Here is a 24995-nt window from a genome sequence, read left to right on the forward strand (position 1 = left end):
ACATTTTTGCGATGCGCCAGATTCCGCCGAAAAACGAGAACCCACGAAAAATCGCATGCCGCTGTCGGATTGCGCAGCGCACGGCCGTCCTTGGGCAGACGGCACGGAAATGGCACTATTCCCGGGGTCAGCCGTTTCACTGTAGCAGCAAGAGCAAGCGAGGAGCGCGACATGCAAAAGATCACCACCTGCCTGTGGTTCGACGGCCAGGCCGAAGAGGCGATGAACCACTATGTCTCCATCTTCAAGAATTCGAAGGTGCTGAGCGTTCTGCGCTGGCCCAAGGGACACGCCAGTGAGGGGAAAGTGCTGATGACCACGTTCGAGCTCGACGGCGTGCCGTTCCAGGCCCTCAATGGCGGCCCGAACTTCAAGTTCAACGAGGCGATGTCACAGTCGATCGACTGCAAGACGCAGGAAGAGGTGGATTATTTCTGGGAAAAGCTCACGGAAGGTGGCGAGCCCGGTGTCTGCAGCTGGCTGAAAGACAAGTTCGGCGTCTCCTGGCAGGTCGTGCCGGAGCAATTGCCGAGGCTGCTTCTCGATCCGGACAGGGCCAAGGCCGGCCGGGTGATGTCGGCGATGATGCAGATGGGCAAGATCGACATCGCCAAGATCGAAGCGGCGGCGAAGGGGTGAGCACTGCGCGATCTTCCCTTCCCCCCTTGTGGGGGAAGGTGGATTGCCGCGAAGCGGCAAGACGGATGAGGGGTGTTCCAGCGGAGTGAGGCGTTTGCGTTCCCTGGAGCACCCCTCATCCGTCTCGGCGCTATCGCGCCGATCCACCTTCTCCCACAAGGGGAGAAGGAAGAAACCGCAGCTCACGCCGCCCTGTCGCGGACCTGGTAGTCCTTGATCGTGGCGAAGCGGATTGCCTTCCAGCGCTCCGCTTCGTAGTTCAGCGAGAAGGCGTGCTGGGCGAGGAACACCGGATCGTTGTCGAGGTCGCGGGCGATGTCACCGCGATGCGCCTCGATGAAGCGCAAGACTTCCGCCTTGTCGTCGGCCGATATCCAGCGGCAGACGGAAAAGCGCGACATCTCGAATTCGACGGGCAGCGTGTATTCGAAATTCAGCCGCTCCTTCAACACGTCGAGCTGCAACGCGCCGACAACGCCGACGATGGCGGGTGAGCCGTCCTCGGGCGAGAACAGCTGCACGACGCCTTCCTCGGCCATCTGGTGCAGCGCTTCCTTGAGTTTCTTCGCCTTCATCGCGTCGCCGAGGCGGACGCGGCGCAGGATCTCCGGTGCGAAATTCGGCACGCCGCGGAACAGTATCTCCTCGCCCTCGGTCAGCGTATCGCCAATGCGCAGCGTGCCGTGATTGGGGATGCCGACGACGTCGCCGGCAAAGGCTTCGTCCGCCGTGACGCGAGTGCGGGCAAAGAAGAATTGCGGCGCGGACAGGGACATCGGCTTTCCCGTGCGCACCAGCTTGGCCTTCATGCCGCGCTCTAGCTTGCCCGAGCAGACTCGGACGAAAGCGATGCGGTCGCGGTGATTGGGGTCCATATTGGCCTGGATCTTGAAGACGAAGGAGGTCATCTTGTCCTCGGTCGCCTCGACCTTGCGGGTGTCGGCCTCCTGCGCGCGCGGCGGCGGGCCGAAGGCGCCGAGCGCCTCGATCAGGTCGCGCACGCCATAATTGCGCAGCGCCGAGCCGAAATAGACCGGCGTCAGGTGGCCTTCGCGAAAAGCGTCGATGTCGAGCGGCCGGCAGGCTTCTCGCGCGAGCTCCAGCTCCTCGATGAAGGCCTCGCGCTCGTTTTCCGGCAGCAGGCCGGCGACGCGGTTGGAATCGGGACCATTGACCGGCGTGCGTTCCTTCTCGTCGTCGCCCTTGCGCACCGCGTTCAGCGCCAGGTGATAGGTGCCGGAGAACGTCTTGCCGCGGCCGATCGGCCAGGTGATGGGGGCAGTGTCCAGCGCCAGCTTCTGCTCGATCTCGTCCAGGATTTCGAACGGATCGCGACTTTCGCGGTCCATCTTGTTGACGAAAGTGATGATCGGGATGTCGCGCAGCCGGCAGACCTCGAACAGTTTCAGCGTGCGCGGCTCGATGCCCTTGGCGGCGTCGATGACCATGACGGCCGAGTCGACCGCCGACAGCGTGCGATAGGTGTCGTCGGCGAAATCCTCGTGGCCGGGCGTGTCCAAGAGGTTGAAGACATTGTCCTCATATTCGAACGTCATCACCGAGGTGACGACCGAAATGCCGCGCTCGCGCTCTATCTTCATCCAGTCGGACCGGGTCTGGATGCGGTCCTTCTTGGCCTTGACCTCGCCGGCAAGCTGGATGGCGCCGCCGAACAGCAGCAGCTTTTCGGTGAGCGTCGTCTTGCCGGCGTCGGGGTGGGCGATGATCGCGAAGGTGCGGCGGCGCGCCACTTCCTCTGGTATTGTTTCGGGCATTCTCTGGGATTTCCGTGTGACAGGCCGGGCTTCTAGCAGCGCAGTGCCGGGCTGTCGACCGGTCCGGCGGCGCTGACGCCGCCGGATGCCATTGGCCGCTCAGGCCAGTTCGCTCATATGGCTCACCTGGAGGACCTGCGGAAGCCAGCCGGCAATGGCGCCGCCTATCGCGTCAGCGTGGTCCTCCTGCAGATAGTGCGCGCCGGGTCCGAGATTGATGAACCGACAGTTTTTCAGCCCGGCCGCGAATTCACGTGCCGCCTCCGGCCCGATCAACGCGCCGGGATCGCCGGCGAACAGCAGTTTCGGATAGGTGGACAGCCGCAGCGCGCGATGATCATGCTCGCTGATGGCTGCAACGTCGGCGGGCTGGCCTTCGATGGGCAATTCACGGGGCAGGCGCAGAACCGGCTTGCGCGATTGCGGTGTCGGGAAAGGCGCCCGGTAGGCAGCCATCTCTTCCTCGCTCATCGTTCGCAGCACCGAGGCCGGCAGCACCTTTTCGACAAAGACATTGTCTTCCAGGACCAGCTTTTCGCCGACACCGGGCGTGCGCAGCGCCTTGAACATTTCGCGGGCCTGCGGGCGCTGGTGAAAATCCTCCCAGCGCTCGAAGGGCCGGATGAATTCCATGAAGGCGAGACCGAGAATGCGCTGCGGCCGCCGCGCCGCGAGATGGAAGGCCAGCGCCGTGCCCCAATCCTGCGCGACCAGCACCATTTCCTTGATGTCGAGCGCATCGAGGAAGGCGTCGAGATAGCGGACATGGTCGAAGAAACGATAGTCGACATCGGGTTTGCCGGACTGGCCGTAGCCGATCAGGTCCGGCGCGATGCAGCGGCCAAACGGCGCGACATGCGGGATGATGTTGCGCCAGATATGGGACGAGGTCGGGTTGCCGTGCAGGAACAGCACGGTTTGACCGGACGTTCCGGCCTCGACATAGGACATGGTCGAATCGAGTACGGCAATCTGAGAACGCCGCAAGGCGTTGTCGGCTTTCGAGTTCATTGGGGTGTCTCCCTGGCGAAAACAGTGCTGAAGATGATTTCCTTGAACCGTTCGAGCGGCGCGGGGCTGCGTTCGACCTTCATGCGCAGCATGGCGCCCTGCCAGGATGACAGCAGGAAGTCGGCGAGGTCGTCGGCCTCGAAGGTTTTAGGGATGTCCCCGGTCGCCTGGCCTTCGGCGATACAGGCGGCGAAAGGCTGGCGCCAGCGCTCGAAGATAGCGACGAGTTGCAAACGCAGCGGCTCGCTGTGCACCGCGGTCTCCAGGCTGAGATTGCCGATCATGCAGCCACGCGCCCAGTCATGCGCCTCGAGCTTCGAGGTGATGACGTCGAGGTAGCGGCGCAGCCTGCCGATCGGCGGCGTGCCGTCTTGCGCCAGCGCTGCTTCAACCAGCCCGCTGACATAGGCGAAATAGCGGTCCAGTACCTCGCCGGCGAACGCCTCCTTGGAGGCGAAATGGTTGGTGAAAGAGCCCGGCCGCGCATCGGCGGCGGCCACGATGTCGCGCACGCCGGCGGCGGCATAGCCCGAGTTCCAGAGGGTCTTGAAACCGGCATCGAGGAGTTTTTCGCGGAGTGATTGTCTAGCCATGGTCGTATAATACGTACGTACGTATTGACGTCAAGATGCATATTTTCCCATGCCCGATGTTGGCAAGCGACGAACGGGGTGGCACTTGGAGGGGTGCCCTCAAGGACAAGAGGCAGAGGAGTTGATATGACCGCGTCGAAACAAATCATAGTCATCGGCGCCGGCATTATCGGCGCCTCCATCGCCTGGCACCTGACCGAGGCAGGTGCGCAGGTGACGGTCATCGCGGACAGCGCACCCGGCGGTGTGGCGACGCCGAACTCGTTTGCCTGGATCAACGCCAGCTGGGGCAATCCGGAGCCCTATTTCCGGCTCCGCATCCGCGCCATGGCCGAGTGGAAGCGGCTCGCGAATGATTTGCCGGGCCTGCCGCTGGCCTGGTGCGGCGGCCTGAACTGGGACCTGCCGGCGGACAGGCTCGAAGCCTATGCGGCCGAGCACTCTTCATGGGGCTACGGCATCGAACGGGTTGACCGGGAGCAAGTGGCACGCATCGAACCCAACCTCGTCGAGTTTCCCGGTTTTGCCCTGCACGTCGCGGAGGAAGGTGTCGCAGAGCCCGTGGCCGCCGCGAAAGCGCTGCTGGCGGACGCGGAGCGACAAGGGGCGCGCGTCCTGTCCAGTACGGTGACGGCTCTTGTCCAGACCGATGGCAGGATCACGGGCGTGGACACATCGCATGGGCTGATTGCCGCCGACGAGGTGGTGATCGCCGCCGGCGTCGGCGCTCCGGACATTGCCGCGACGGCGGGGATCAGCCTGCCGATCGAGACGCCGCCTGGGCTGATCGTCCATTCGCGGCCCTACAAGAAACTGCTCAACGGTCTGGTGCACGCCGACAGGCTGCATATGCGCCAGACCGCCGAAGGCCGCATCATCGCCGGCTCGGATTTCGCCGGCGGCGATCCAGGCGATGACCCCGCCGCCACGGCGCGCGACCTGTTCGCGGTGGTGAAGGCAGCGTTGCGCGGCGCCGAGGGGCTGGAACTCGATTTCCACACCATTGGCTACCGCCCCAATCCGATCGATGGCTTTCCGATCATCGGCCGGGCCGAGGGCATGGACGGCGTCTACGTCGCAGTCCTGCATTCCGGCATCACGCTGGCGCCGGCCGTCGGCCTGTTCGCCACGCGAGAGATTCTTGATGGCGAGCGCGATCCGCTGCTGGCGCCCTATGGGCTGTCGCGCTTTGCTCAGTAACCCGGCGGACGGCGGAAGCCGCCGGACAACCCCGCCATTGCGCTGGCTATGCCAAGCAGCCGCGATTCCGACCAGCGTTTGCCGACCAGTTGCAGGCCGATCGGCAGGCCGTCACCTCCTGTCCGTACAGCATCGAAAGTGCTGGGTGGCCGCTGTAATTGAAGACGGCGCCATCGGCCGGCAGCATCCAGTAGCTCTGCTCCTCGCCACCGGCGTTGATCGGCGTGCCCGGCTCGCAATGCGGAAAGGCCGTGGTCATGGCAACCGGGCAGAGCAGCGCATCATGGCGGTCGAAAAAATTGTCCCAGGCGAGTGCGGCCGAACAGTGGATTGTTCGACTGCCAGTCCGACAACATGGTCGCGACATTGGTCTTGGCCATCAGCACGCCGCCGGCGGCCTTTAGCCTCGCAACCACCGGGCTGTCGTCGCTGGCGACATAGTCGGCGAAGGCCGGGAAGCCGACCGTGGTTTTCATGCCCGCGGTGTCGTGCGTGTCCTTTAGCGTGAAGGGAACGCCGTGCAGCGACCCGGGCGCGGCGCCGCGCCCGAGTGCGGCGTCGGCCTTTTTTGCTTGGCTGTATGCGCTCTCCCGGTCGAGCAAGATGACGGCGTTGACACCTTCATTGTGCCGGTCGGTCTGCGCCAGATGGGCATCGAGTGCCTCGATGGCGGAGATTTTACGCTGGGCGATGGCTGCGGCGAGGTTGGTTATCGAGGAGAAAGCGATGTCCATGGCAAATGCTCCGGCTTGACCGCTTGCCTGGAAAATGGCGGACAGCGGCACGACTTCAAGAGGAGTTGAGCATTCGGAGCTTAGCTCCGTTTGATCGGAATTGTGCCGGTCGTCTGTTGAGATCGGCGCTCTACGGCGGCGTTTCCGACTTAGACTACCCTACCAGCGCAAGCTTCGCCGCCGTTGGCGCAAATGGCCGAATGCTGATCCCGTCCCCAGTCATGGTGACGAAGCTCGACGGCGGGATCGCCTGCCAGTCGCCGCCTTCGCGATCGAAGGGTTCGGAGACGATGCAACGGCCGCCGCCCTTGCGCAGGATAGAGGTGTAGAGTGTTGGCGCATGCGCATCGGTGGCATATCGAACCGCGTGCAGCGCCTGCCCATCCGAGAATGCGGCGGTGAGTTTCAGTGCCGGTTCGAGGCCGGCTCGGCGCGAGGCTTCGAGAACCCGGCTGGTGGCGCGCGACACCGCACCCTGCGGGTCGCCGGCCAATCCTTCGTCGATCATAAGCAGAAAAAAGAGTTCGGAATCGGTGGTGCCTTCGCGCTGGTCGAAGACGGCGTCGGACAATGAATTCTCCAGCGCGCGACGGATTTTCTCGAAGCCCCCTATCTGGCCGTTATGCATGAACGACCAGCGGCCGGAGATGAAGGGATGGCAGTTCATGCGGCTGGTGGCGCCGCCGGTCGAGGCCCGCACATGGGCGAGGAACAGGCCGGATTTGATCTGCCGGCACAGGCTCTTCAGATTGGGATCGGACCAGGCCGGCAGGATGTCGCGGTAGAGGCCGGGCTCCTGACGGTCGCCGTACCAGGCAAGGCCAAAGCCGTCGCCATTGGTCGGTGACTTCGCCTCCTGGGCGCAATGGCTCTGGGCGATCAGCGAGTGGCAGGGCGCCGTGAGGATGTCTTCGAGAAAGACCGCTTCACCGAGATAGGCCGCCCAACGGCACATCGCTTCTGTCGTCCTCTAGGCGCGATCCGGAAGAGCCGCGGGCTCGTTGGTCGCGTGTGTGCCTCTGTTGTGCGTCCGCTCGTAAAGCTCACGGACGATTCGGCTGGCGGTAGTCTCGAAGAGAAATGGCAAGAAAGCGTGAACGAGCGCGGCACCCGCCGCCATCAACAAACGCGACGAAAACCAGGCGGCAAAGGCCATATGGCCGAAATAGGTTTCGCCAACCTTGGCCGGATGAGAGGTGAAGATGCTTGCGACCGACATGCTGGCCCCCTTCAGCGTGAGTTCCGATATGAGTATCCTGGCACGCTTCGCCGGTTCATCGGTCTCAAAATGTCCTTGTATTTTGCTATTCCATGGGACAAACATCCCAATATGGCGCTGGATATCGATGAAATAGACCGAAAACTGCTTGCCGAATTGCAACGCGACGGCACGCTGTCGGTCGACCAGCTATCGGAACGGGTGGCCTTGTCGCGCAATGCCTGCTGGCGGCGCGTCAAGCGGCTGGAAGAGGGAGGCGTCATCACCGGGCGCGTGGCGCTGGTCGATGCCGACAAGCTCGGGCTTGGCTTGTCTGTGTTCATCCTGGTCCGGACGTCGAACCATGACCCGGACTGGCTGCAGAAATTCCGCGCCGCGGTGACCGGCTTCCCCGAGATCACCGGCGTCTACCGCATGTCCGGCGACCTCGACTATGTCCTGCGCGCCCGCGTCGCCGACGTGAAGGCCTATGACCGGCTCTACCAGCGGCTGATCGCCAAGGTGGCGCTGTCCGACGTGTCGGCCTCCTTCGTGATGGAGGAGATCAAGGAAACGACAGTAGTTCCGATGGAAGTGCGCTGAAGCGCGCTCAGGCCATAGTGATGCCCGAAAGAAAGCCGTTGATACCCTTGCGGGCGAATTGACCGAATCGGCAATCGCGCCGATAGGATCGATTTTATGCGCGCAGCCCTCCAAAACTCTTCCGTCATCGGTCCGACCGTCGGCTTCGTCAGGTTGCCGCATGCTGAAGGACTACCCCTCCCTGCCTATGAAAGCGCCGGCGCCGCCGGCATGGATCTGCGCGCGGCAGTGCCCGACGACCGGCCGCTGCTGATCCTGCCGGGAAAACGCGCTCTGGTGCCGACAGGGCTGATCCTGGAAATCCCCGAAGGCATGGAAGGCCAGGTGCGGCCGCGCTCCGGCCTTGCTTTCAAGCATGGCCTCACCGTGCTCAATTCGCCAGGCACGGTCGACAGCGACTATCGCGGCGAGGTGAAGGTGCTGCTGGTCAATCTCGGCGATGAGGATTTTGCCGTGACGCGCGGCATGCGCATCGCCCAGATCGTTTTCGCTGCCGTGACGCAGGTGGCCGTCGAAGAACGTTCGCTGGCCGGCGGTACGGCGCGTGGCTCGGGCGGGTTCGGATCGACCGGCACCGCCTGATGCCCATCCCGAAACTTGTTATCTTCGACTGCGACGGGATCCTGGTCGACACGGAGAACCTCGCCAACCGGCGCCTTGCCGAGTGGCTGAGCGCGGCTGGCTATCCGACGAGCTTCGAATATTGCCGCAAGAATTTCTCCGGCCGCAGCATGGCCTCGGTGCAGAAGGAGATCGAAGAGCAGACCGATGTTCGCCTCGGCACCGATTTCGTCGATCGCTGGAATGCCGGCCTGCCGGACCTGTTCGCGCATGGGGTCGAGGCGATCCCCTATGTCCGCGAGTTCATCGAGGCGGTCCGCGCGGCCGGTATCGACTATTGTGTCGCCACTTCGGCAAGGGTGTCGAAGATGCATATCACGCTTGGCCAGACCGGGCTGCTGCCGCTCTTCGAACATGCGATGTTCAGTGCCACCATGGTCGGGCGCGGCAAGCCGTTCCCCGACCTGTTCCTGCATGCGGCCAAGACCATGGACTTCGCGCCCGCCGACTGCATCGTCATCGAGGACAGCGTCGCGGGCACGCAGGCCGGCATTGCCGCCGGCATGCGGGTGTTTTCCTATCATGGCGATCCCTATTCCGACCGCGACGGCCTGATCCAGGCCGGCGGCATCCTGTTCGACGACATGCGCGAGCTGGCCGGCCTGGTGCCGATCCACTGATCCTGTTCCGACACGGCTGCACGATGCTGGAACCCGTGCTAGCGTGACTGGCCTGATCTCCGGGGGGACACTCATGCCGACGAACCTGCTCCGCTTCATGCTCGCCTTGATGCTGCTGCCGTTCTTGTGGACGGCGGCCGGAGCGCAAACCGTGAGTTTTCCCGAACTCAACAGCCCACTGCCCGGCCGCAGCGATGTCAGCTATCTCGACCTGGCCAAAATGGTCATCCCGGACCTCGCCGCCGACAAGGACGGTTTCTACAAGGGTGGATTGCCGATCGACATGCGCCATATTGCCGGTGGCGATGAGGGCGGCTCGCCACCGGAGACGACGAGCCTGTCCAATGCGGCAGTGCTTCCCATCAAGGCCGGCGGCAAGGATCGGCTGGCGATGCTGTTCGATCTCGGCGATTCTCCCGACAGCGCCGAAGGCTATGCGGTGCTGGCGCTCTTCGACGTCACGGCCAAGCCGAAACTGCTCGATGCGGCCAATGTCGCGGTCGACCGCGGCACCTATTTCCGCGAGCCGAACAAGCTTTCGATCGGCGACGGCGACGACGTGCTCATCTCCATGAGCACGCATTTCAATTCGAACCAGGGCTATGTGAGTACGCTGCTGATCCTGCCTCGCGGGGACCGCCTTCAATTGGTCGACACGATCAACACGTTCGACGAAAACGTCTGCGCCTACAAACGCACCCAGGATCTGGCCTTCCTGACGCTGGACGACGGAAAGCCTTATGCAGCGATCAAGGTGACGGCGACCGACGCCACGGTGCCGAGTGGTGAAAGTTGCGATGAGGCTGCGCCCAAGGCGGCGTCGCACGACATTTCCGTCACCTACCATTGGGACAAGAAGACCTCACACTACGTCAAGGATTCCGACGCGTTCGAGAAATTGTCAGCAGAGAACGCGAAACGCTTCTGAGCCAAACGCATTCGTTTGCCCGACTTGAGACAGCGCGGTAGCATCCGCCCCAAGACTCGTGATGGGGAGCATTCATGGACAAGGGCAAGATTTTTCGCGACCTGCATGCCTCGACCTTCGTCATGCCCAATCCCTGGGATCCGGGCACGACCAAGCTGCTCGGCTCCTTCGGTTTCAAGGCACTGGCGACAACCAGTGCCGGCTTCGCCTTTTCGCGAGGCCTGCCGGACGGCTCGGTGACCTTCGAGCAGATGATCCATCACTGCCGCGAGGTGACGGCGGCGACCGACCTGCCGGTCTCGGCAGATCTCGAGAGGGGCAAGGGCGACAGCGCCGAGCGGGCCGCCGAAACCATCTTCGCGGCGGAAGCGGCCGGCCTTGCCGGCTGCTCGATCGAGGATCACACCGGCGATCCCGACAAGCCGATCTATGATTTCTCGCATGCGGTGGAGCGCGTCGCCGCGGCGGTGGAAGCGGCGCGGGCGCTGAAGCGCGATTTCGTGTTCACCGCGCGCGCCGAAAATTTCCTCTGGGGCAGAACCGATCTCGACGACACGATCAAGCGGTTGCAGGCCTTCGAGAAAGCTGGCGCCGACGTACTCTATGCGCCAGGGATCGGTGACATCGAGATGGTGCGTACGATCTGCTCGGCGGTCGGCAAGCCGGTCAATGTCATGGCAAAGCCGGGCTTTACCATCGCCGATCTTGCCATGGCCGGCGTGAAGCGCATTTCACTCGGGCCATGGCTGACCAATTTCGCCTACGGCATGCTGGAGACGGCGGCACGCGAGATCCAGCAGGACGGCACGTTCGGCTTCACCCGCGCCGCCATGCCTTTCGGCAAGCTGCAGGCGCTATACAGCAAGCCATCATCATGAACGGGCTGGGCGCATGACGCTGACCGTTGTCGACATGCATACGGGCGGCGAGCCGCTGAGGATCGTCACCGGCGGCTATCCCCGCATCCCGAAGGGCACCATCCTGGAAAAGCGCGCCTATGTGCGCGACCGTCTCGATCATCTCAGAAAAATCCTGATGTTCGAGCCGCGCGGCCATTACGATATGTACGGCGCCCTGCTGGTCGAGCCCGACTTGCCGGGCGCCGATCTCGCGGTGCTGTTCATGCACAATGAGGGCTATTCGACGATGTGCGGCCACGCCATCGTCGCGCTCGGTCGCTACGCCATCGATGAAGGGCTGGTGACGAAACAGGAGCCGATCACGACCGTCAACATCGAGGCGCCGTGCGGCCTGGTCGTCGCTTCGGTCGAGGTTCTGGACGGCAAGGCCGGCGCCGTGTCGTTCGAGAGCGTGCCGGCCTTCCTGTTTGCCGGTGACCAGCAGATCGAGCTGACAAGATATGGCAAGATAGGCTTCGACATCGCTTATGGCGGCGCTTTCTACGCGCTGGCGGACTGCCATCAGTTCGGGCTGGAATTCGGCCGTGATCGCGTGCGCGATTTTGTCGATGCCGCAACGACGCTGACGGACAGGCTCAAGTCAGAATTTCCGCTTTCGCATCCCGACCACGCCGACCTCGCCTTTCTCTACGGCACCATCCTGACCGACGGACGCGACGCGTTTTCCGGCGAGGTGACGAAAAACATCTGCGTCTTCGCCGAGGCCGAGGTCGACCGCTCGCCGACCGGCTCCGGCGTCACCGCCCGTCTCGCCGCCATGCTTGCCAAGGGCGAGATTGCCATCGGGCAGACGCGGACCTTCGAGAGCATCGCCGGCTCGCGCTTTTCGGGCGCGGTGGCTCGGACGGCACAGGCCGGCCCGCATGATGCGATCATCGCCCGCGTCGGCGGCCGCGCCTACTATTCCGGACGGGCGGAATTCATCGTCGAGCCCGATGACGAGCTGGGACGAGGTTTCCTGCTCCGTTGAACCGAGCTGGCTCAGCTATCGACGTGCCGCTTCCCGTGCGGAAATCGTCTTGTGCAGATGCACCATCATGGCGGCGGCGAAGAGCGGCGTCACCAAATTGAGCAACGGCACGGCGAGGAAGGCCGCGATGACCAGCCCGGCGAGAAAGACCGTGCCGGCGTACTGCCGGCGCAAGGCCCTGGCTTCGTCTTCGCCGCGAAAGCGCATGGCGGCAAATTCGAAGAATTCGCGGCCAAGCAAATAGCCGTTGACGACGAAGAAGGCGGCAATGTTGATGCCCGGCACCAACAGGAGCAGCAAGGCGACGATGTTGCCGAGGATGACGACACCGAAGAATTTTATCGCCAGCACCAGCGAGCGCAGCGCCGGCATGGCGCGCCCAGTCGGGTCGCCGGGATAGTCGGTGCGCTCGACCACTTCGGCGACATCGTCGAGGAACAGGCCGGCGATCACAGCCGTCACCGGCGCGACGAGCAGCGCCGTGCCGAAGGCAAGCGCTATTGCCGCGATGATGCCGCCCAGCCAGCCGGCCCAGGACGGCATGCCGGGCAACAAGGCCTGCAGCCAAGGGAGCGCCAGCCATTCGACCAGGCTGGTCAGGCCGAACCACAAGGCGACCAGGGCCAGCACGGTCAGGCCAAGCGTCTTGAGGAACACGGCACGAAACGGCGGCGAGAGCAGCTCGAGGGCCGCAGTGCGGGCAGCGTCGAAAATCACCGTGCTTCAACCCCAAATCAGCGACAGCGCCGTAAAGGCGGGACGTTCACGAGATAGGCAGCGCGGCTCGTGAGCACAAGCGCGTATCGCTATCGGGCAAACGCCGGCTTCCTGACCGGGATCGTCATGGCCGCAACGCCGATCACGACAAAGGCCATGCCCAACCATGCCGTTGGCCCCAGGCTTTCGCCGAGGAAGACAGCACCGATGCCGACGCCGATCGGTACGCGCAGATAGGCCTGCGACGTCGTGCCGACCGAACCCAGCGTGTGGATCAGGCGAAAATAGATGACGAAGGCCAGCGCGGTTGAAAACACCGACAGGCCAAGCAGGGCCAGCATCGAGGCCATCGAGGGTGTCAGCGTCCATGGCTGGTCGACCAACAGGCTGAGCGGCACCAGCATGACCGCGCCGCACAGCATCGAACCGGCGGCCGGCAGCATCGGATCGAGGCCCTTGAAGCCGCGGCCGAAGATCGCCGCACCCGCATAGCAGATCGTTGCCACGACGATGGCGACCTGTGCCCACAGTTCGTGACCGAGACCACCCAGCGCCTGCGTGCCGACAATGAAGCAGATGCCCGCCATGCCGGCGCCGACACCGATCAGCTTGCGCGCCGTCACCGACTCATGGCGGGTGATGAGCGCGGTGAAGACGAAGGTGAAGATCGGCGAGGTCGCGTTGAGGATCGTGGCCAGGCCGGCATCGACCGAGCGCTCGGCGGCGGCGATCAGCGTGAATGGTATGACGCTGTTGAGGCATGCCTGGAAGGCGAAGCGGCGCCAGCTTGCCGCATCGCCCGGCATGGCCAGCCCGCGCCAGCGGATAATGGCGAACAGGATGCCGCCGGCGATCAAGGTGCGGGCGGCGATGAAGGTGACCGGCGGGATCGTCTCGACGCCGATCTTGATGAAAGTGTAGGAGGCGCCCCACAGCACCGCCAATACGGCAAGCAACGCCAGGTCGATGGTCTTGTCGTTCTTCGCGGACATGGGCTTGCCGTCTTCCGGTGCGGTCGATCCGGCCCGATTTGTAGGCAATGCGGCGATGAAACGCTTCGTCCACGGTCGAATTGTCGTAGCGCCTGGCTGTTGGCGCCCTGTTCAGGGGCGATCCCGTCAAAGTTGAGTGTCATGCTCTAGGCAAAGCTGTCGTTAATCGCTAAACCCGCGCCCGGCCAGCGTGGCAAGAAGCCGGCTCGGGTTTTGGCGGAGATATTGATGCCGGATTATGACGTGCTTTGCATCGGCAATGCCATTGTCGACATCATCGCCCAGTGCGAGGAGGAATTCCTCGAAACCAACGGCATCATCAAGGGCGCGATGAACTTCATCGATACGCGGCGCGCCGAACTGCTCTACAGCCGCATGGGCCCGGCGATCGAGGCCTCCGGCGGCAGCGCAGGCAACACGGCGGCCGGCGTCGCCTCCTTCGGCGGACGCGCCGCCTTCTTCGGCAAGGTCTCCAACGATGCGCTGGGCGAAATCTACGCGCACGACATCCATGCGCAGGGCGTCGCCTTCGACACCAAGCCGCTCAAGGGCGAGCCGCCGACGGCACGCTCGATGATCTTCGTCACTCCCGACGGCGAACGCTCGATGAACACCTATCTCGGCGCCTGCGTCGAACTCGGCCCCGAGGATGTCGAGGCCGAAAAGGCATCGGGCGCCAAGGTCACCTATTTCGAGGGCTATCTGTGGGACCCGCCGCGCGCCAAGGAGGCGATCCGGCAGACGGCCAAGCTGGCGCACGCGGCGGGCCGCGAAGTGTCGATGACGCTTTCGGATTCGTTCTGCGTCGACCGCTACCGCGACGAGTTCCTCGAGCTGATGCGCTCGGGCACGGTCGATATCGTCTTCGCCAACAGCCATGAGATCAAGTCGCTCTACCAGACATCGTCCTTCGACGAGGCGCTGGCCAAGATCCGCAAGGACTGCAGAATAGCCGCGGTGACCCGTTCTGAAAAAGGCTCGGTCATCCTGCGCGGCGACGAGACCGTGGTCATCCAGGCGACGGCGATTCGGGAACTGGTCGACACGACGGGCGCCGGCGATCTCTACGCCGCCGGTTTCCTGCATGGCTACACGCAGGGCCGCGACCTCAAGACCTGCGGCGACCTTGGCTCCCTGGCCGCCGGCCTGGTGATCCAGCAGATCGGCCCGAGGCCAAGGCAAAATCTGCGCCGCGAGGCGGAACTGGCCGGGTTGCTGTAACCGCAAGCTCGGCGCTTCTGTTGTAAACAGCCGGCCGCGCCGCAGCCCTTCGCAGGCTCAGTGCGTTCGAAGCTCGAAAAGCCAAGCAATTGGCTTTTCGTTCGCTGCGCGGACCGCCTCTCACCGTCGCGTGACTGTCACAGATCGCTCCTACACGAAATTGAGAGCCTCCCGTGACTGACATTTCGGGGCGCCCGCAGTTAGATGGGGTGTTGAAAGATGCAAGACAGCAAGCTGTCGGGCGGTGCGTTTCGTTGCCGCCATGATTTCCGTTTTCCGCACTAGAAATTCAGCAATCGGCCGCGGCTGAGGGGAGAGCGCGCGCGGCCGGAAGACAGATGCATGAGCAGATTTCAGATTACCGGTCTCGGACAGGACGACTTCGCGGATATGGTCGCGGAGGACGTCGAGCGCGCGCTTGCCCATTATGACGAGGCCATCAACCAATCCACCGTGGTCTCGGTCGGCAAGATCGCCGGCAGCATAGCATCCGCCGTCACCTTGCTGTCGCCGAAACACCAGAGGGCCATCGACGCCATCCATGCCGACCTTCCCGGCCTTGCGTCGAAATTCGTGCGCGCGCTGGCAGCGGAAGCCGAGCGCCGCAGCGAAGCCGGCACTGCCGGGGCCACGAGCCCTTCGACGGCTTTGCTGGCCGATGAGCCGCTTCCTCCCCCGCCACGGTCCGACGACCTCGAATCGATGCTGATCGAGGACTGGGCCGGCCGTGTCGCCGGTTCGACCTACCTCGAAGAAAATCTGGGCATCGCCCGCTCGACCCTGCATCGCTGGCAAAGGCGCGGCGACGTCATCGCCTTGCGCAAGGGCGGCCGCAAACACGTCTTCCCGCTGGCGCAGTTCGTCGACGGCAGGCCGGTGGCAGGCATAAGCGACGTGCTCAAGCGGATCGGCAATCCGAGGCTGGCGTGGCTATGGCTGACACGGCCGTCGGCGCAACTCGACGGGCGCATTCCAATCGACCTGTTGCGTGCTGACGAGGTCTCGGACGTGGTCGAGGCGGCGCGGGCGTTCGCGCCGGGCTGAAGCTCTCATCCGCTGCGCGGACCGCTCCTCAAGTCCCCGCCGTGTATGCCGCGATCACCGCCATGTTGACGATGTCGTTATCCTTGGCGTTCAACGAGACGATCTGGACCGGCTTGTTCAAGCCGACCAGCAGCGGGCCGATGACCGTCGAGCCGCCGAGTTCCTGCAGCATCTTGGTCGAGATCGAGGCCGAGTGGAAGGCCGGCATGACCAGCACATTGGCCGGGCCGGTGAGGCGGATGAACGGGTACTGCGCCATGGCGCGGGCGTTGAGCGCGACGTCGGCGGCCATTTCGCCGTCATATTCGAAATCGACGCGGCGCTTGTCGAGGATGCGCACCGCTTCCTGGACGCGTTCGGAGCGTTCGCCCTGCGGATGGCCGAAGGTGGAATAAGCGAGCATGGCAAGCCTCGGCTCGTAGCCCATGCGGCGGGCAAAGCCAGCCGCCTCCTCGGCGATGTCGGCGATCTGCTCAGCGTTCGGCATGTCGTGCACGGCGGTGTCCGCGACCAGCACGGTCTTGCCCCGCGCCAACACGATAGACACGCCGATGACGCGGTGGCCGGGTTTGGCGTCGATGACGCGCCTGATATCGTCGAGCGCGGTCGAATAGTTGCGGGTGACACCGGTGACGATGCCGTCGGCGTCGCCCAGCGCCACCATGCAGGCGGCGAAGTGGTTGCGGTCGTTGTTGATCAGGCGCTGGCAGTCGCGGAACAGGAACCCCTTCCGCTGCATGCGCTCATAGAGATAGTCGGTGTAGATGCCGTTGCGGCGCGACAGCCGCGCATTGATGATCTCGATGCCTTGCTTGTTGAGGTCGATGCCGGCGTGCTTGGCGTTCTCCTTGATGACATCGTCGCGGCCAAGCAGGATGGCGGTGCCGAGCCGCTGGTTCACATAGGAGACGGCGGCGCGCATCACCTGCTCCTCCTCGCCTTCGGCGAAGACGATGCGCTTGGGCTGGCGGCGCACGCGGTCGTAGATGCGCTGCAGGGTCGAAGCGATCGGGTCGCGGCGAGCCGACAGTTCCTGCGCGTAGCGGTCGAGGTCGAGGATTGGCTTGCGGGCGACGCCGGAGTCCATCGCCGCTTTGGCGACGGCCAGCGGAATGGCCGAGATCAGGCGCGGATCGAACGGCACCGGAATGATGTAGTTGGGGCCGAATTTCGGCCGGTTGCCTTGATAGGCGGCGGCGACGTCGTCGGGCACGTCCTGGCGCGCCAGTTCGGCGAGCGCCCTGGCCGCGGCGATCTTCATGTCGTCATTGATGGTGGTGGCTCGCACGTCCAGCGCGCCGCGGAAGATGTAAGGGAAACCGAGCACGTTGTTGACCTGGTTCGGATAGTCCGAACGCCCGGTCGCCATGATGGCGTCGGTGCGGATCTCGGCCACTTCCTCCGGCGTTATTTCCGGATCGGGATTGGCCATGGCGAAGATGATCGGGTTCTTGGCCATCGACTGCACCATGGCGGTGGTCAGCGCGCCCTTGGCCGAGAGGCCGAGGAAGACGTCGGCGCCGTCGAGCGCCTCGGCGAGGCTGCGCGCGTCGGTCTTGACCGCATGTGCCGACTTCCACTGATTCATGCCTTCGGTGCGGCCCTGGAAGACCACGCCCTTGGTGTCGCACAGGACGATGTTTTCCGGCGCGAAGCCCATCGCCTTCATCAGCTCGATGCAGGCGATGCCGGCGGCACCCGCGCCGTTGCAGACCAGCTTCGTGGTCTTCATGTCGCGGCCGGTGACTTCCAGCGCGTTGATCAGGCCGGCGGCCGAGATGATGGCGGTGCCGTGCTGGTCGTCATGGAAGACGGGGATGTCCATCAGCTCGCGCAGCCGCTGCTCAATGATGAAGCATTCCGGTGCCTTGATGTCCTCGAGGTTGATGCCGCCGAAGGAAGGACCGAGGAAGCGCACGCAATTGATGAACTCGTCGGCATCCTCGGTGTCGACCTCGAGGTCGATGGAATCGACATCGGCGAAGCGCTTGAACAGCACCGCCTTGCCTTCCATCACCGGCTTGGAGGCCAGGGCGCCGAGATTGCCGAGGCCAAGGATAGCGGTGCCGTTGGAGATGACGGCGACCATGTTGCCGCGCGTCGTGTAATCGAAGGCCCGGCTGGGGTCCTCGGCGATGGCGCGCACCGGCACGGCGACGCCTGGCGAATAGGCGAGGCTCAGATCGCGCTGCGTCGTCATCGGCTTGGTGGCGACGATCTCCAGCTTGCCAGGCCGGCCCATGGCGTGGAATTCGAGCGCTTCCTGCGCGCTGACGGACGGACCGCTGTTCTCGGTTTTCCTGGCCATGATGCTTTTGATTTCCTCGCCGGTGCAGCACCTCCTTGAAGCGGGTGCTTTGTTTCGGTCCGAATTAAGACCACACACCGCCGCGTGTAAACCGCCACCACGCCTGAATCGCGGATCATGTGGGAAATTGCCGGCACTTCCCGCCTCGGTCTTCCCCTGCTTTTCGATGACCCGGCATTAAACCCGGCCATTACATCTGCTAGCGTGCCGGGCCATGAACATGCACAGCCCCAACGAGCCTGACGCCCCCGAGGTGATGACCCCGCCACAGCCCGGCACGGCCGCAGTGACGCCGATGATGGAGCAGTTCATCGAGATCAAGGCGGCGAACCCGGATTCGCTGCTGTTCTACCGCATGGGCGATTTCTACGAGCTGTTCTTCGACGATGCCGAAAAGGCGAGCCGCGCGCTGGGCATCGTCCTGACCAAGCGCGGCAAGCACCAGGGCCACGATATCCCGATGTGCGGCGTACCGGTGCATGCGGCCGACGATTATCTGCAGAAGCTGATCGGCCAGGGGTTCCGCGTCGCCGTCTGCGAACAGATCGAGGATCCGGCCGAGGCCAAGAAGCGCGGCTCCAAATCGGTGGTGCGCCGCGACGTGGTGCGGCTGGTGACGCCGGGCACGATCACCGAGGACAAATTGCTGGCGCCGTCGGAATCAAGCTTCCTGATGGCGCTGGGGCGGGTGAAGGGCGGGGCGGACCATTCGTTTGCGCTGGCCTGGATCGACATCTCGACAGGCGCCTTCCGCGTCGCCGAGACCACCGCCGACCGGCTGCTCGCCGACATCTTCCGTGTCGATCCGCGCGAGCTGATCGTCGCCGAACCGGTGTTTTATGATCCGGAGCTGAAGCCTGTGTTCGACGTGCTCGGCCGCGTCGCCAACCCGCAACCGCCGTCGTTGTTCGATTCGGCCTCTGCCACCGGGCGCATCGCCCGTTTCTTCGAGGTGGCGACACCGGACAGTTTCGGCACGTTTTCGCGGGCGGAACTGTCGGCGATCTCTGGCGCCATCGCCTATGTCGAGAAGACGCAGAAGGCCGAACGCCCGCCGCTGTCGCGCCCTGAGCGCGAAGAGCAGGGCTCGACCCTGTTCATCGATCCGGCGACACGCGGCAATCTCGAGTTGCTGCGCACGCTGTCCGGCAACCGCGAAGGCTCGCTGTTCAAGGCGATCGACCGCACGGTAACCGGCGGCGGCGCAAGGCTGCTCGCCGACCGGCTGATGGCGCCGCTGACCGACCCGACGGCGATCGGCGCACGACTGGACTCGGTGTCGTTCTTCCGCTCCGAAACGCGGCTTTGCCAGGCGGTGCGGGCGAGCCTGAAAAGCGTCGCCGACATGCCGCGCGCTTTGTCCAGGCTGGCGCTTAACCGCGGCGGCCCGCGCGATCTCGGCGCGTTGCGCGCCGGCTTCGAGGCGGCGGGCGCCATCGCCGAGACCTTTGCCGCGATCGCCCTGCCCCAGGAATTGGCGGCCGCACTTGCCGCCATTCATGCCTTGCCCAAGCCGCTTGCGCAGCACCTGACGCAAGCGCTTGGCGACGAACTGCCGCTGCTCAAGCGCGATGGCGGCTTCGTTCGCGGGGGCTACCACCCGGAACTCGACGAGATGCGGGCGCTGCGCGACGAGTCGCGAAAGGTGATCGCCGCGTTGGAACGCTCGCTGATCGAGGAGACCGGCATCCGTTCGCTGAAGATCCGGCACAACAACGTGCTGGGTTACTATATCGAGGTGACCGCCAACCACCACGCGGTCATGACCGGCAGCGATGGCGCCAAGGCGCGCTTCATTCACCGCCAGACCATGGCCAATGCCATGCGCTTCACCACGACCGAGCTTGCCGAACTCGAGACCAAGATCGCCAATGCCGCCGACCGGGCGCTGAGCATCGAACTGGCCGCCTTCGATGCGCTGACGGCGGAAGCCGTCGGCGAGGCGGAAAAGATCCGTGCCGGCGCCGACGCGCTTGCCGCTCTCGACGTGTCGGCGGCACTCGCGCTGCTTTCTGAAAGCGAAGCCTGGTGCCGTCCATTGGTGGATTCGAGCCTCGCCTTCGATATTTCCGGTGGTCGGCATCCGGTCGTCGAACAGGCGCTGCGCCGTTCGGGCGAGGGACCGTTCGTCGCCAATGATTGCGATCTCTCGCCAGAGGGGAGCGCCAAGAACGGCGCGATCTGGCTGCTGACCGGCCCGAACATGGGCGGTAAATCGACTTTCCTGCGGCAGAACGCGCTGATCGCGATCCTGGCCCAGACGGGCTCCTTCGTGCCGGCGGCATCGGCTCATATCGGTGTCGTCGACCGGCTGTTCTCGCGCGTCGGCGCTTCGGACGACCTGGCACGCGGCCGTTCGACCTTCATGGTCGAGATGGTCGAGACGGCGGCCATCCTAAACCAGGCCGGCGAGCGGGCGCTGGTGATCCTCGATGAGATCGGCCGCGGCACCGCCACTTTCGACGGCTTGTCGATCGCCTGGGCGGCGGTGGAGTATCTGCATGAGAAGAACCGCTGCCGGGCGATCTTCGCTACCCATTTCCACGAGATGACGTCGCTGGCCGGCAAGCTGGCGCGGCTGCACAACGTCACCATGCGGGTCAAGGAATGGGAGGGCGACGTCGTCTTCCTGCACGAGGTCGGCAAGGGTGCGGCCGACCGTTCCTACGGCGTGCAGGTGGCACGGCTGGCCGGCCTGCCGGAAGCGGTGGTGGATCGGGCCAAGGAAGTCCTGCACCAGCTGGAAGAAGGCGAGGTTTCCGGCAAGACCAACCGGCTGGTCGATGACCTGCCGCTGTTTTCCGTGGCGATGAAGCGGGAGGCGCCGAAGCCGCTGAAAAGCGATGCGCTTGGCACTGCGCTCGGCGAGATCAATCCCGACGAGATGACGCCACGGGAAGCGCTGGAAGCGCTGTACCGGCTGAAGGGATTGGCCGGCAAGTAGTCAGATCATCTCCAGCCCGCGCTTGCGGGTCGGCGGGGGGAAGGCGCGGTCGAGATCGGCGAGGTCTTCGCCCGTGAGCGCGATGTCGAGCGCGGCGACGTTCTGGCGGACGTGCTCCTGGCTGCTGGCCTTCGGGATGGCGATGACGCCGTCCTGATGCATCACCCATGCCAGGGCTATTTGCGCGGCGGTCGCATTGTGGCGGGCGGCGACCGCATCGAGCCTGGCATTGCGCGCCAATGCGCCCTGCTCGACCGGCGAATAGGCCATCAGCGGAATGCCGCGCTGCCGGCTCCAGGGCGCCAGATCGAACTCGAGGCCGCGACGGACCAGATTGTAAAGCACCTGGTTGGTCTGGACGTTGCCGCCATTGGCAACGCTGACTAAGTCTTCCATTTCCTCGGTGTCGAAATTGCTGACGCCCCAGTGACGGATCTTGCCGGCCTTCTTAAGCGCCTCGAACGCCTCGACCGTCTCCGCCAACGGCACGCTGCCTGGCCAATGCAACAGATAGAGATCGATGCGGTCGGTGCGCAGGCGCTTCAGGCTGTTCTCACAGGCGCGCTGCACACCCGCGCGCGAAGCGTTCGATGGTAGAACTTTCGAGACCAGAAAAGTCTCGTCGCGGCGCCCGGCAATGGCCCCGGCGACGACTTCCTCGGCGCCACCGCTGGCATACATTTCGGCGGTGTCGATCAGCGTGATGCCGAGATCGAGGCCAAGCTTGAGAGCATCGACTTCCGTGGAGCGACGGCGTGGATCCTCGCCCATCTTCCATGTGCCCTGGCCGAGAACGGGTATTGCCTCGCCAGACGGCAACGCGATGGTTCTGACGCTCGACGGCATGGCAGGCTCCAGTTGAGGCCCGATCGCATCACAGGCAGGACGAGAAATCCAGAGCGTTCTCGCCGCAGCCTACCTTGCGATGCCTCGAAAGCTCTATTTCACCGGATGGGCGGCAAGCCAGTCCTGCATCTGCTTGATCTCGGCTTCCTGGGCGGCGATCACGCCTTTGGCCAGCTTGCGGATCTCCGGATCCTTGCCGTTGGCGAGCTCGACCTTGGCCATGTCGATGGCGCCCTGATGATGCGGGATCATGCCGCGAACGAAATCGACGTCGGCATTGCCGGTATATTGCGATGCCATCATGTCGGCATGCATCTTGTCCATCGCTGCCTTGTAGCCTTCGGTCGAAGGGCTGGTCGCGTCCGTCGACATGCCGGCCATGTCGTGTTTCATCTCTTCGCTCTGCGCCGGAACGGTTTCGAGGAAGACGGCGAGCAGCATTCCAGCCGCCATCAGCAAAAGCACGAGTTTCTTGGCCAAAGTCATTCATGGTCTCCTGTTACTTCGGTTTCGTATTTGGGGGTTTGGATCAGAGTTTCAACGTCCGCAGACGCAATGCGTTGGCGATGACGGAAACGGAGGACAGGCTCATCGCCGCCGCCGCCAGCATCGGCGACAACAGCATGCCGGTGAGCGGATAGAGCACGCCGGCGGCGACCGGCACGCCCAGCACGTTGTAGAGGAAGGCGAAGAACAGGTTCTGGCGGATGTTACCGATCGTCGCCTGGGCGAGTTTACGGGCCCGGACGATGCCGTTGAGGTCGCCCTTGACCAAAGTGATGCCGGCGCTTTCGACCGCGACATCGGCGCCGGTGCCCATGGCGATGCCGACATCGGCGCTGGCCAAGGCCGGTGCGTCGTTGACGCCGTCGCCGGCCATGGCAACACCGGCGCCCCTGCCGCGCAATTCCTCGACCAGGGCTGCCTTCTGTTCCGGCAGCAAACCGGCACGAACCTCATCGATGCCGAGGCTTTTGGCGATCGCCTTGGCGGTGCGCTCATTGTCGCCGGTTGCCATGATGATCCTCAAGCCGCTGTCATGCAGCGCCCGGATCGCCTCGGCGGTGGTGGCCTTGATGGGATCGGCGACGGCGACGATGCCGGCCAGCGTCTTGCCGGCAGCGACAAACATCACCGTCTTGCCTTCAGCCTGCAGCGCCTCCATCCTGCTGGAGATGGAGGCGATGTCAATACCGAGATCGGCCATCATCGCCGCATTGCCGAGCGCGACTTTCTGTCCCGACACGGTGCCAAGAACGCCCTTGCCGGTGACCGCCTCGAAATCGCTGGCCTCCGCGATCTTCAGGTCACGGGAGCCGGCGCCCTCGACGATTGCCTCGGCAAGCGGATGCTCCGAGCCTTTTTCCAGCGCGGCGGCAAGCGCCAGCAGTTCATTCTCAACCATGCCCCCGGCAGCGACGACATCGGTCAGTTTCGGCCGGCCTTCGGTCAGCGTGCCCGTCTTGTCGACGATCAGCGTGTCGACGGAGGCGAAGCGTTCAAGGGCGGCGGCTTCCTTGATCAGCACGCCGGCATGCGCCCCGCGCCCGGTGGCGGTCATGATCGACATTGGCGTGGCGAGGCCGAGCGCGCAGGGACAGGCGATGATCAGCACCGAGACCGCCGAGACGACGGCGAAGATCAGACTGGGCTCGGGGCCGAAGACCGCCCAGGCCATGAATGCCACGATGGCCACAAGGACGACCGCCGGGACAAAGTAGAAGGAAACGCGATCGGCCAGGCCCTGAATGGGCGCGCGCGAACGCTGTGCCTTGGCGACGAGTTCGACGATGCGAGCAAGCGTGGTCTCGGCGCCAATGCGCTCGGCACGCATGATCAGCGAACCGTTCTTATTGAGCGTGCCGCCGGTAAGGGCGTCGCCTTCGGCCTTTTCGACCGGCAACGGTTCGCCCGTGATCATGGATTCGTCGATGGAAGAGCGGCCTTCGAGCACGGTGCCGTCGACCGGCACGGCATCGCCGGGCCGGATGCGCAGGCGATCGCCGGCCTTGACGCTGTCCAGCGGCACGTCGGTCTCGGAACCGTCTTCCCCGATGCGCCGCGCGGTCTTCGGCGCCAGATCGAGCAAGGCACGGATCGCCGATCCGGTCATTTCGCGGGCGCGCAATTCCAGCACCTGGCCGAGGAAGACCAGCGCGACGATAACCGCGGCGGCCTCGAAATAGACCGGCACCGCGCCGCCATGACCACGAAACTGATGGGGAAAGATGTCGGGGAAGAGCGTGGCGACGACGCTGTAGAGATAGGCTGCACCGACGCCGAGCGAAATCAGCGTCCACATGTTGGGGCTGCGGTTGACGACCGACTCCCAGCCGCGATGGAAGAAAGGAAAGGCTGCCCAGAGCACCACCGGGCTTGCCAGGACCAGCTCGATCCAGATCTTCGTGCGATCGTCGACCAGGCCTTCCAGCGACAGGCCGACCATCGGCGCCATGGCGATGATCAGAAGCGGGATCGACAGGACCGCGCTGACCCAGAGCCGCCTGGTGAAATCGACCAGCTCGGGATTTGGCCCTTCATCGCCGGATGGTACGCCCATCGGCTCCAGCGCCATGCCGCAGATCGGGCAGGAGCCGGGCTTGTCGCGGACGATTTCCGGATGCATCGGGCACGTGTATTGCGTGCCCTTGGGTGCCTGCACCGGCGCCGGCTTGTCGCTGAGATAGGTTTGCGGTGCCGCCTCGAACTTCGCCTTGCAGCCGGCGGAACAGAAATAGAAGCCCTGGCCTTCATGGCGCACGAAATGCTTCGCCGTCGAGCGGTCGACGCTCATGCCGCAGACCGGGTCGGTGGCTGTCATGTATCTTTCCGGCTCGGCCTGGAATTTCGTGCGGCAACCTTCACTGCAGAAATGATAGAGGCGGCCGCCGTGCTCCGATGTCGGCTTGCCGGCGTCCGGATCCACGGTCATGCCGCAGACCGGATCGCGCAGAACGGCCGTATCGGCACCCTTCGGCGCGCAACAGCTGCCGTGCGCGCCATGTGAATGGTGATCGCCGCGATGGTCATGGTCTGAATGCGTCATTCCAGGAATGCCTCTCTCCTCTGCCGGTTTAAGGAGGTAGTGCTTCCAGTAACTGGAAGGTCAAG

General features: G+C 64.2%; 24 protein-coding genes. 11 read left to right on the plus strand and 13 right to left on the minus strand.

Features of this window, described 5'->3' with window-relative positions; genetic code table 11:
* Positions 1-171 precede the first annotated feature (171 nt).
* A complete protein-coding gene (locus EB231_RS00835; RefSeq protein WP_140769881.1) occupies positions 172-639 on the plus strand; it encodes a VOC family protein in 468 nt (155 codons plus the stop codon).
* Positions 640-821: 182 nt separating this feature from the next.
* Here the strand turns inward: EB231_RS00835 and EB231_RS00840 are convergent, their stop codons facing one another.
* The 3 genes from EB231_RS00840 to EB231_RS00850 form a co-directional block, all read right to left on the minus strand.
* A complete protein-coding gene (locus tag EB231_RS00840) occupies positions 822-2414 on the minus strand; it encodes a peptide chain release factor 3 (RefSeq protein WP_172347178.1) in 1593 nt (530 codons plus the stop codon).
* Between the two features lie 99 nt (positions 2415-2513).
* Positions 2514-3425, minus strand: coding sequence for a haloalkane dehalogenase (locus EB231_RS00845; protein ID WP_172347179.1), 912 nt, complete (start codon positions 3423-3425; stop codon positions 2514-2516).
* On the minus strand, positions 3422-4018 hold the full coding sequence (locus tag EB231_RS00850; RefSeq protein ID WP_172347180.1) for a TetR/AcrR family transcriptional regulator: 597 nt from the start codon (positions 4016-4018) through the stop codon (positions 3422-3424). The genes EB231_RS00845 and EB231_RS00850 overlap by 4 nt, the downstream gene beginning before the upstream one ends.
* Before the next feature lie 126 nt (positions 4019-4144).
* Here EB231_RS00850 and EB231_RS00855 point away from each other — a divergent pair, with 126 nt between their 5' ends.
* Positions 4145-5218, plus strand: coding sequence for an NAD(P)/FAD-dependent oxidoreductase (locus tag EB231_RS00855; protein ID WP_172347181.1), 1074 nt, complete (start codon positions 4145-4147; stop codon positions 5216-5218).
* Positions 5219-5264: 46 nt separating this feature from the next.
* Here the strand turns inward: EB231_RS00855 and EB231_RS35040 are convergent, their stop codons facing one another.
* The 4 genes from EB231_RS35040 to EB231_RS00870 all read right to left on the minus strand — a co-directional run bounded on the left by EB231_RS35040 (position 5265) and on the right by EB231_RS00870 (position 7171).
* The gene (locus EB231_RS35040) at positions 5265-5477 is read right to left on the minus strand and encodes a hypothetical protein (protein WP_246740849.1); all 213 of its coding nucleotides are present in this window, start codon (positions 5475-5477) and stop codon (positions 5265-5267) included.
* Between the two features lie 22 nt (positions 5478-5499).
* Complete coding sequence (locus EB231_RS35045) at positions 5500-5952, minus strand: amidase family protein (protein WP_246740850.1); 453 nt, start codon at positions 5950-5952, stop codon at positions 5500-5502.
* Positions 5953-6106: 154 nt separating this feature from the next.
* Positions 6107-6907: a class II glutamine amidotransferase gene (locus tag EB231_RS00865; protein WP_172347182.1), complete on the minus strand. Its 801-nt coding sequence runs from the start codon at positions 6905-6907 to the stop codon at positions 6107-6109.
* Positions 6908-6922: 15 nt separating this feature from the next.
* Positions 6923-7171, minus strand: coding sequence for a DUF6356 family protein (locus EB231_RS00870; RefSeq protein ID WP_172352771.1), 249 nt, complete (start codon positions 7169-7171; stop codon positions 6923-6925).
* Between the two features lie 111 nt (positions 7172-7282).
* Between EB231_RS00870 and EB231_RS00875 the strand changes: the two genes are divergently transcribed.
* From EB231_RS00875 to EB231_RS00900, 6 genes are all read left to right on the plus strand, one after another.
* A complete protein-coding gene (locus EB231_RS00875) occupies positions 7283-7753 on the plus strand; it encodes an Lrp/AsnC family transcriptional regulator (protein WP_172347183.1) in 471 nt (156 codons plus the stop codon).
* Between the two features lie 96 nt (positions 7754-7849).
* Positions 7850-8335: a dUTP diphosphatase gene (gene dut, locus EB231_RS00880; RefSeq protein ID WP_140769890.1), complete on the plus strand. Its 486-nt coding sequence runs from the start codon at positions 7850-7852 to the stop codon at positions 8333-8335.
* Entirely contained in the window at positions 8335-8994 is a 660-nt protein-coding gene (locus EB231_RS00885) for an HAD family hydrolase (protein WP_172347184.1), read from the plus strand. The genes dut and EB231_RS00885 overlap by 1 nt, the downstream gene beginning before the upstream one ends.
* A gap of 73 nt (positions 8995-9067) precedes the next feature.
* The gene (locus EB231_RS00890) at positions 9068-9922 is read left to right on the plus strand and encodes a hypothetical protein (RefSeq protein ID WP_172347185.1); all 855 of its coding nucleotides are present in this window, start codon (positions 9068-9070) and stop codon (positions 9920-9922) included.
* Between the two features lie 74 nt (positions 9923-9996).
* Positions 9997-10800, plus strand: a complete 804-nt coding sequence (locus EB231_RS00895) for an isocitrate lyase/PEP mutase family protein (protein WP_172347186.1) — start codon at positions 9997-9999, stop codon at positions 10798-10800.
* A gap of 13 nt (positions 10801-10813) precedes the next feature.
* Complete coding sequence (locus EB231_RS00900) at positions 10814-11812, plus strand: proline racemase family protein (protein WP_172347187.1); 999 nt, start codon at positions 10814-10816, stop codon at positions 11810-11812.
* Between the two features lie 15 nt (positions 11813-11827).
* Here the strand turns inward: EB231_RS00900 and EB231_RS00905 are convergent, their stop codons facing one another.
* The gene (locus EB231_RS00905) at positions 11828-12529 is read right to left on the minus strand and encodes a sulfate transporter family protein (RefSeq protein ID WP_172347188.1); all 702 of its coding nucleotides are present in this window, start codon (positions 12527-12529) and stop codon (positions 11828-11830) included.
* 89 nt (positions 12530-12618) lie between these two features.
* Positions 12619-13521 (minus strand): EamA family transporter, encoded by a 903-nt coding sequence (locus EB231_RS00910; RefSeq protein ID WP_172347189.1) that lies wholly within the window; start codon positions 13519-13521, stop codon positions 12619-12621.
* Positions 13522-13749: 228 nt separating this feature from the next.
* On the opposite strand from EB231_RS00910, the gene EB231_RS00915 reads away from it, so the two are divergent.
* Both EB231_RS00915 and EB231_RS00920 read left to right on the plus strand, forming a co-directional pair.
* A complete protein-coding gene (locus EB231_RS00915) occupies positions 13750-14742 on the plus strand; it encodes an adenosine kinase (protein ID WP_172347190.1) in 993 nt (330 codons plus the stop codon).
* Positions 14743-15084: 342 nt separating this feature from the next.
* A complete protein-coding gene (locus EB231_RS00920; protein WP_172347191.1) occupies positions 15085-15786 on the plus strand; it encodes an antitoxin Xre/MbcA/ParS-like domain-containing protein in 702 nt (233 codons plus the stop codon).
* 28 nt (positions 15787-15814) lie between these two features.
* On the opposite strand, the gene EB231_RS00925 is transcribed toward EB231_RS00920, so the two are convergent.
* Entirely contained in the window at positions 15815-18094 is a 2280-nt protein-coding gene (locus tag EB231_RS00925; RefSeq protein ID WP_172347192.1) for an NADP-dependent malic enzyme, read from the minus strand.
* A 256-nt stretch (positions 18095-18350) separates the two neighbouring features.
* Here EB231_RS00925 and mutS point away from each other — a divergent pair, with 256 nt between their 5' ends.
* Positions 18351-21038 (plus strand): DNA mismatch repair protein MutS, encoded by a 2688-nt coding sequence (mutS, locus tag EB231_RS00930; protein ID WP_246740990.1) that lies wholly within the window; start codon positions 18351-18353, stop codon positions 21036-21038.
* Here mutS and EB231_RS00935 read toward each other — a convergent pair whose 3' ends face one another.
* The 3 genes from EB231_RS00935 to EB231_RS00945 all read right to left on the minus strand — a co-directional run bounded on the left by EB231_RS00935 (position 21039) and on the right by EB231_RS00945 (position 24930).
* Positions 21039-21884 (minus strand): aldo/keto reductase, encoded by an 846-nt coding sequence (locus EB231_RS00935; RefSeq protein WP_172347194.1) that lies wholly within the window; start codon positions 21882-21884, stop codon positions 21039-21041.
* Positions 21885-21977: 93 nt separating this feature from the next.
* Entirely contained in the window at positions 21978-22370 is a 393-nt protein-coding gene (copM, locus tag EB231_RS00940) for a CopM family metallochaperone (protein ID WP_172347195.1), read from the minus strand.
* Between the two features lie 43 nt (positions 22371-22413).
* The gene (locus EB231_RS00945) at positions 22414-24930 is read right to left on the minus strand and encodes a heavy metal translocating P-type ATPase (RefSeq protein ID WP_172347196.1); all 2517 of its coding nucleotides are present in this window, start codon (positions 24928-24930) and stop codon (positions 22414-22416) included.
* Positions 24931-24995: the final 65 nt, after the last annotated feature.

It is taken from the genome of Mesorhizobium sp. NZP2298 (assembly GCF_013170825.1).
GTDB lineage: Bacteria > Pseudomonadota > Alphaproteobacteria > Rhizobiales > Rhizobiaceae > Mesorhizobium.

What these genes read in the sequence shown, in the direction of transcription:
- copM (WP_172347195.1), bottom strand. Translation starts at nt 22,370, where the DNA reads ATGACTTTGGCCAAGAAACTCGTGCTTTTGCTGATGGCGGCTGGAATG.
- EB231_RS00850 (WP_172347180.1), bottom strand. Translation starts at nt 4,018, where the DNA reads ATGGCTAGACAATCACTCCGCGAAAAACTCCTCGATGCCGGTTTCAAG.
- EB231_RS00935 (WP_172347194.1), bottom strand. Translation starts at nt 21,884, where the DNA reads ATGCCGTCGAGCGTCAGAACCATCGCGTTGCCGTCTGGCGAGGCAATA.
- EB231_RS00910 (WP_172347189.1), bottom strand. Translation starts at nt 13,521, where the DNA reads ATGTCCGCGAAGAACGACAAGACCATCGACCTGGCGTTGCTTGCCGTA.
- EB231_RS00895 (WP_172347186.1), top strand. Translation starts at nt 9,997, where the DNA reads ATGGACAAGGGCAAGATTTTTCGCGACCTGCATGCCTCGACCTTCGTC.
- EB231_RS00845 (WP_172347179.1), bottom strand. Translation starts at nt 3,425, where the DNA reads ATGAACTCGAAAGCCGACAACGCCTTGCGGCGTTCTCAGATTGCCGTA.
- EB231_RS00870 (WP_172352771.1), bottom strand. Translation starts at nt 7,171, where the DNA reads ATGTCGGTCGCAAGCATCTTCACCTCTCATCCGGCCAAGGTTGGCGAA.
- EB231_RS35045 (WP_246740850.1), bottom strand. Translation starts at nt 5,952, where the DNA reads ATGGACATCGCTTTCTCCTCGATAACCAACCTCGCCGCAGCCATCGCC.
- EB231_RS00900 (WP_172347187.1), top strand. Translation starts at nt 10,814, where the DNA reads ATGACGCTGACCGTTGTCGACATGCATACGGGCGGCGAGCCGCTGAGG.
- EB231_RS00855 (WP_172347181.1), top strand. Translation starts at nt 4,145, where the DNA reads ATGACCGCGTCGAAACAAATCATAGTCATCGGCGCCGGCATTATCGGC.
- EB231_RS00865 (WP_172347182.1), bottom strand. Translation starts at nt 6,907, where the DNA reads ATGTGCCGTTGGGCGGCCTATCTCGGTGAAGCGGTCTTTCTCGAAGAC.
- EB231_RS00835 (WP_140769881.1), top strand. Translation starts at nt 172, where the DNA reads ATGCAAAAGATCACCACCTGCCTGTGGTTCGACGGCCAGGCCGAAGAG.
- mutS (WP_246740990.1), top strand. Translation starts at nt 18,351, where the DNA reads ATGACCCCGCCACAGCCCGGCACGGCCGCAGTGACGCCGATGATGGAG.
- dut (WP_140769890.1), top strand. Translation starts at nt 7,850, where the DNA reads ATGCGCGCAGCCCTCCAAAACTCTTCCGTCATCGGTCCGACCGTCGGC.
- EB231_RS00925 (WP_172347192.1), bottom strand. Translation starts at nt 18,094, where the DNA reads ATGGCCAGGAAAACCGAGAACAGCGGTCCGTCCGTCAGCGCGCAGGAA.
- EB231_RS00890 (WP_172347185.1), top strand. Translation starts at nt 9,068, where the DNA reads ATGCCGACGAACCTGCTCCGCTTCATGCTCGCCTTGATGCTGCTGCCG.
- EB231_RS00840 (WP_172347178.1), bottom strand. Translation starts at nt 2,414, where the DNA reads ATGCCCGAAACAATACCAGAGGAAGTGGCGCGCCGCCGCACCTTCGCG.
- EB231_RS00885 (WP_172347184.1), top strand. Translation starts at nt 8,335, where the DNA reads ATGCCCATCCCGAAACTTGTTATCTTCGACTGCGACGGGATCCTGGTC.
- EB231_RS00945 (WP_172347196.1), bottom strand. Translation starts at nt 24,930, where the DNA reads ATGACGCATTCAGACCATGACCATCGCGGCGATCACCATTCACATGGC.
- EB231_RS00915 (WP_172347190.1), top strand. Translation starts at nt 13,750, where the DNA reads ATGCCGGATTATGACGTGCTTTGCATCGGCAATGCCATTGTCGACATC.
- EB231_RS00920 (WP_172347191.1), top strand. Translation starts at nt 15,085, where the DNA reads ATGAGCAGATTTCAGATTACCGGTCTCGGACAGGACGACTTCGCGGAT.
- EB231_RS35040 (WP_246740849.1), bottom strand. Translation starts at nt 5,477, where the DNA reads ATGACCACGGCCTTTCCGCATTGCGAGCCGGGCACGCCGATCAACGCC.
- EB231_RS00875 (WP_172347183.1), top strand. Translation starts at nt 7,283, where the DNA reads ATGGCGCTGGATATCGATGAAATAGACCGAAAACTGCTTGCCGAATTG.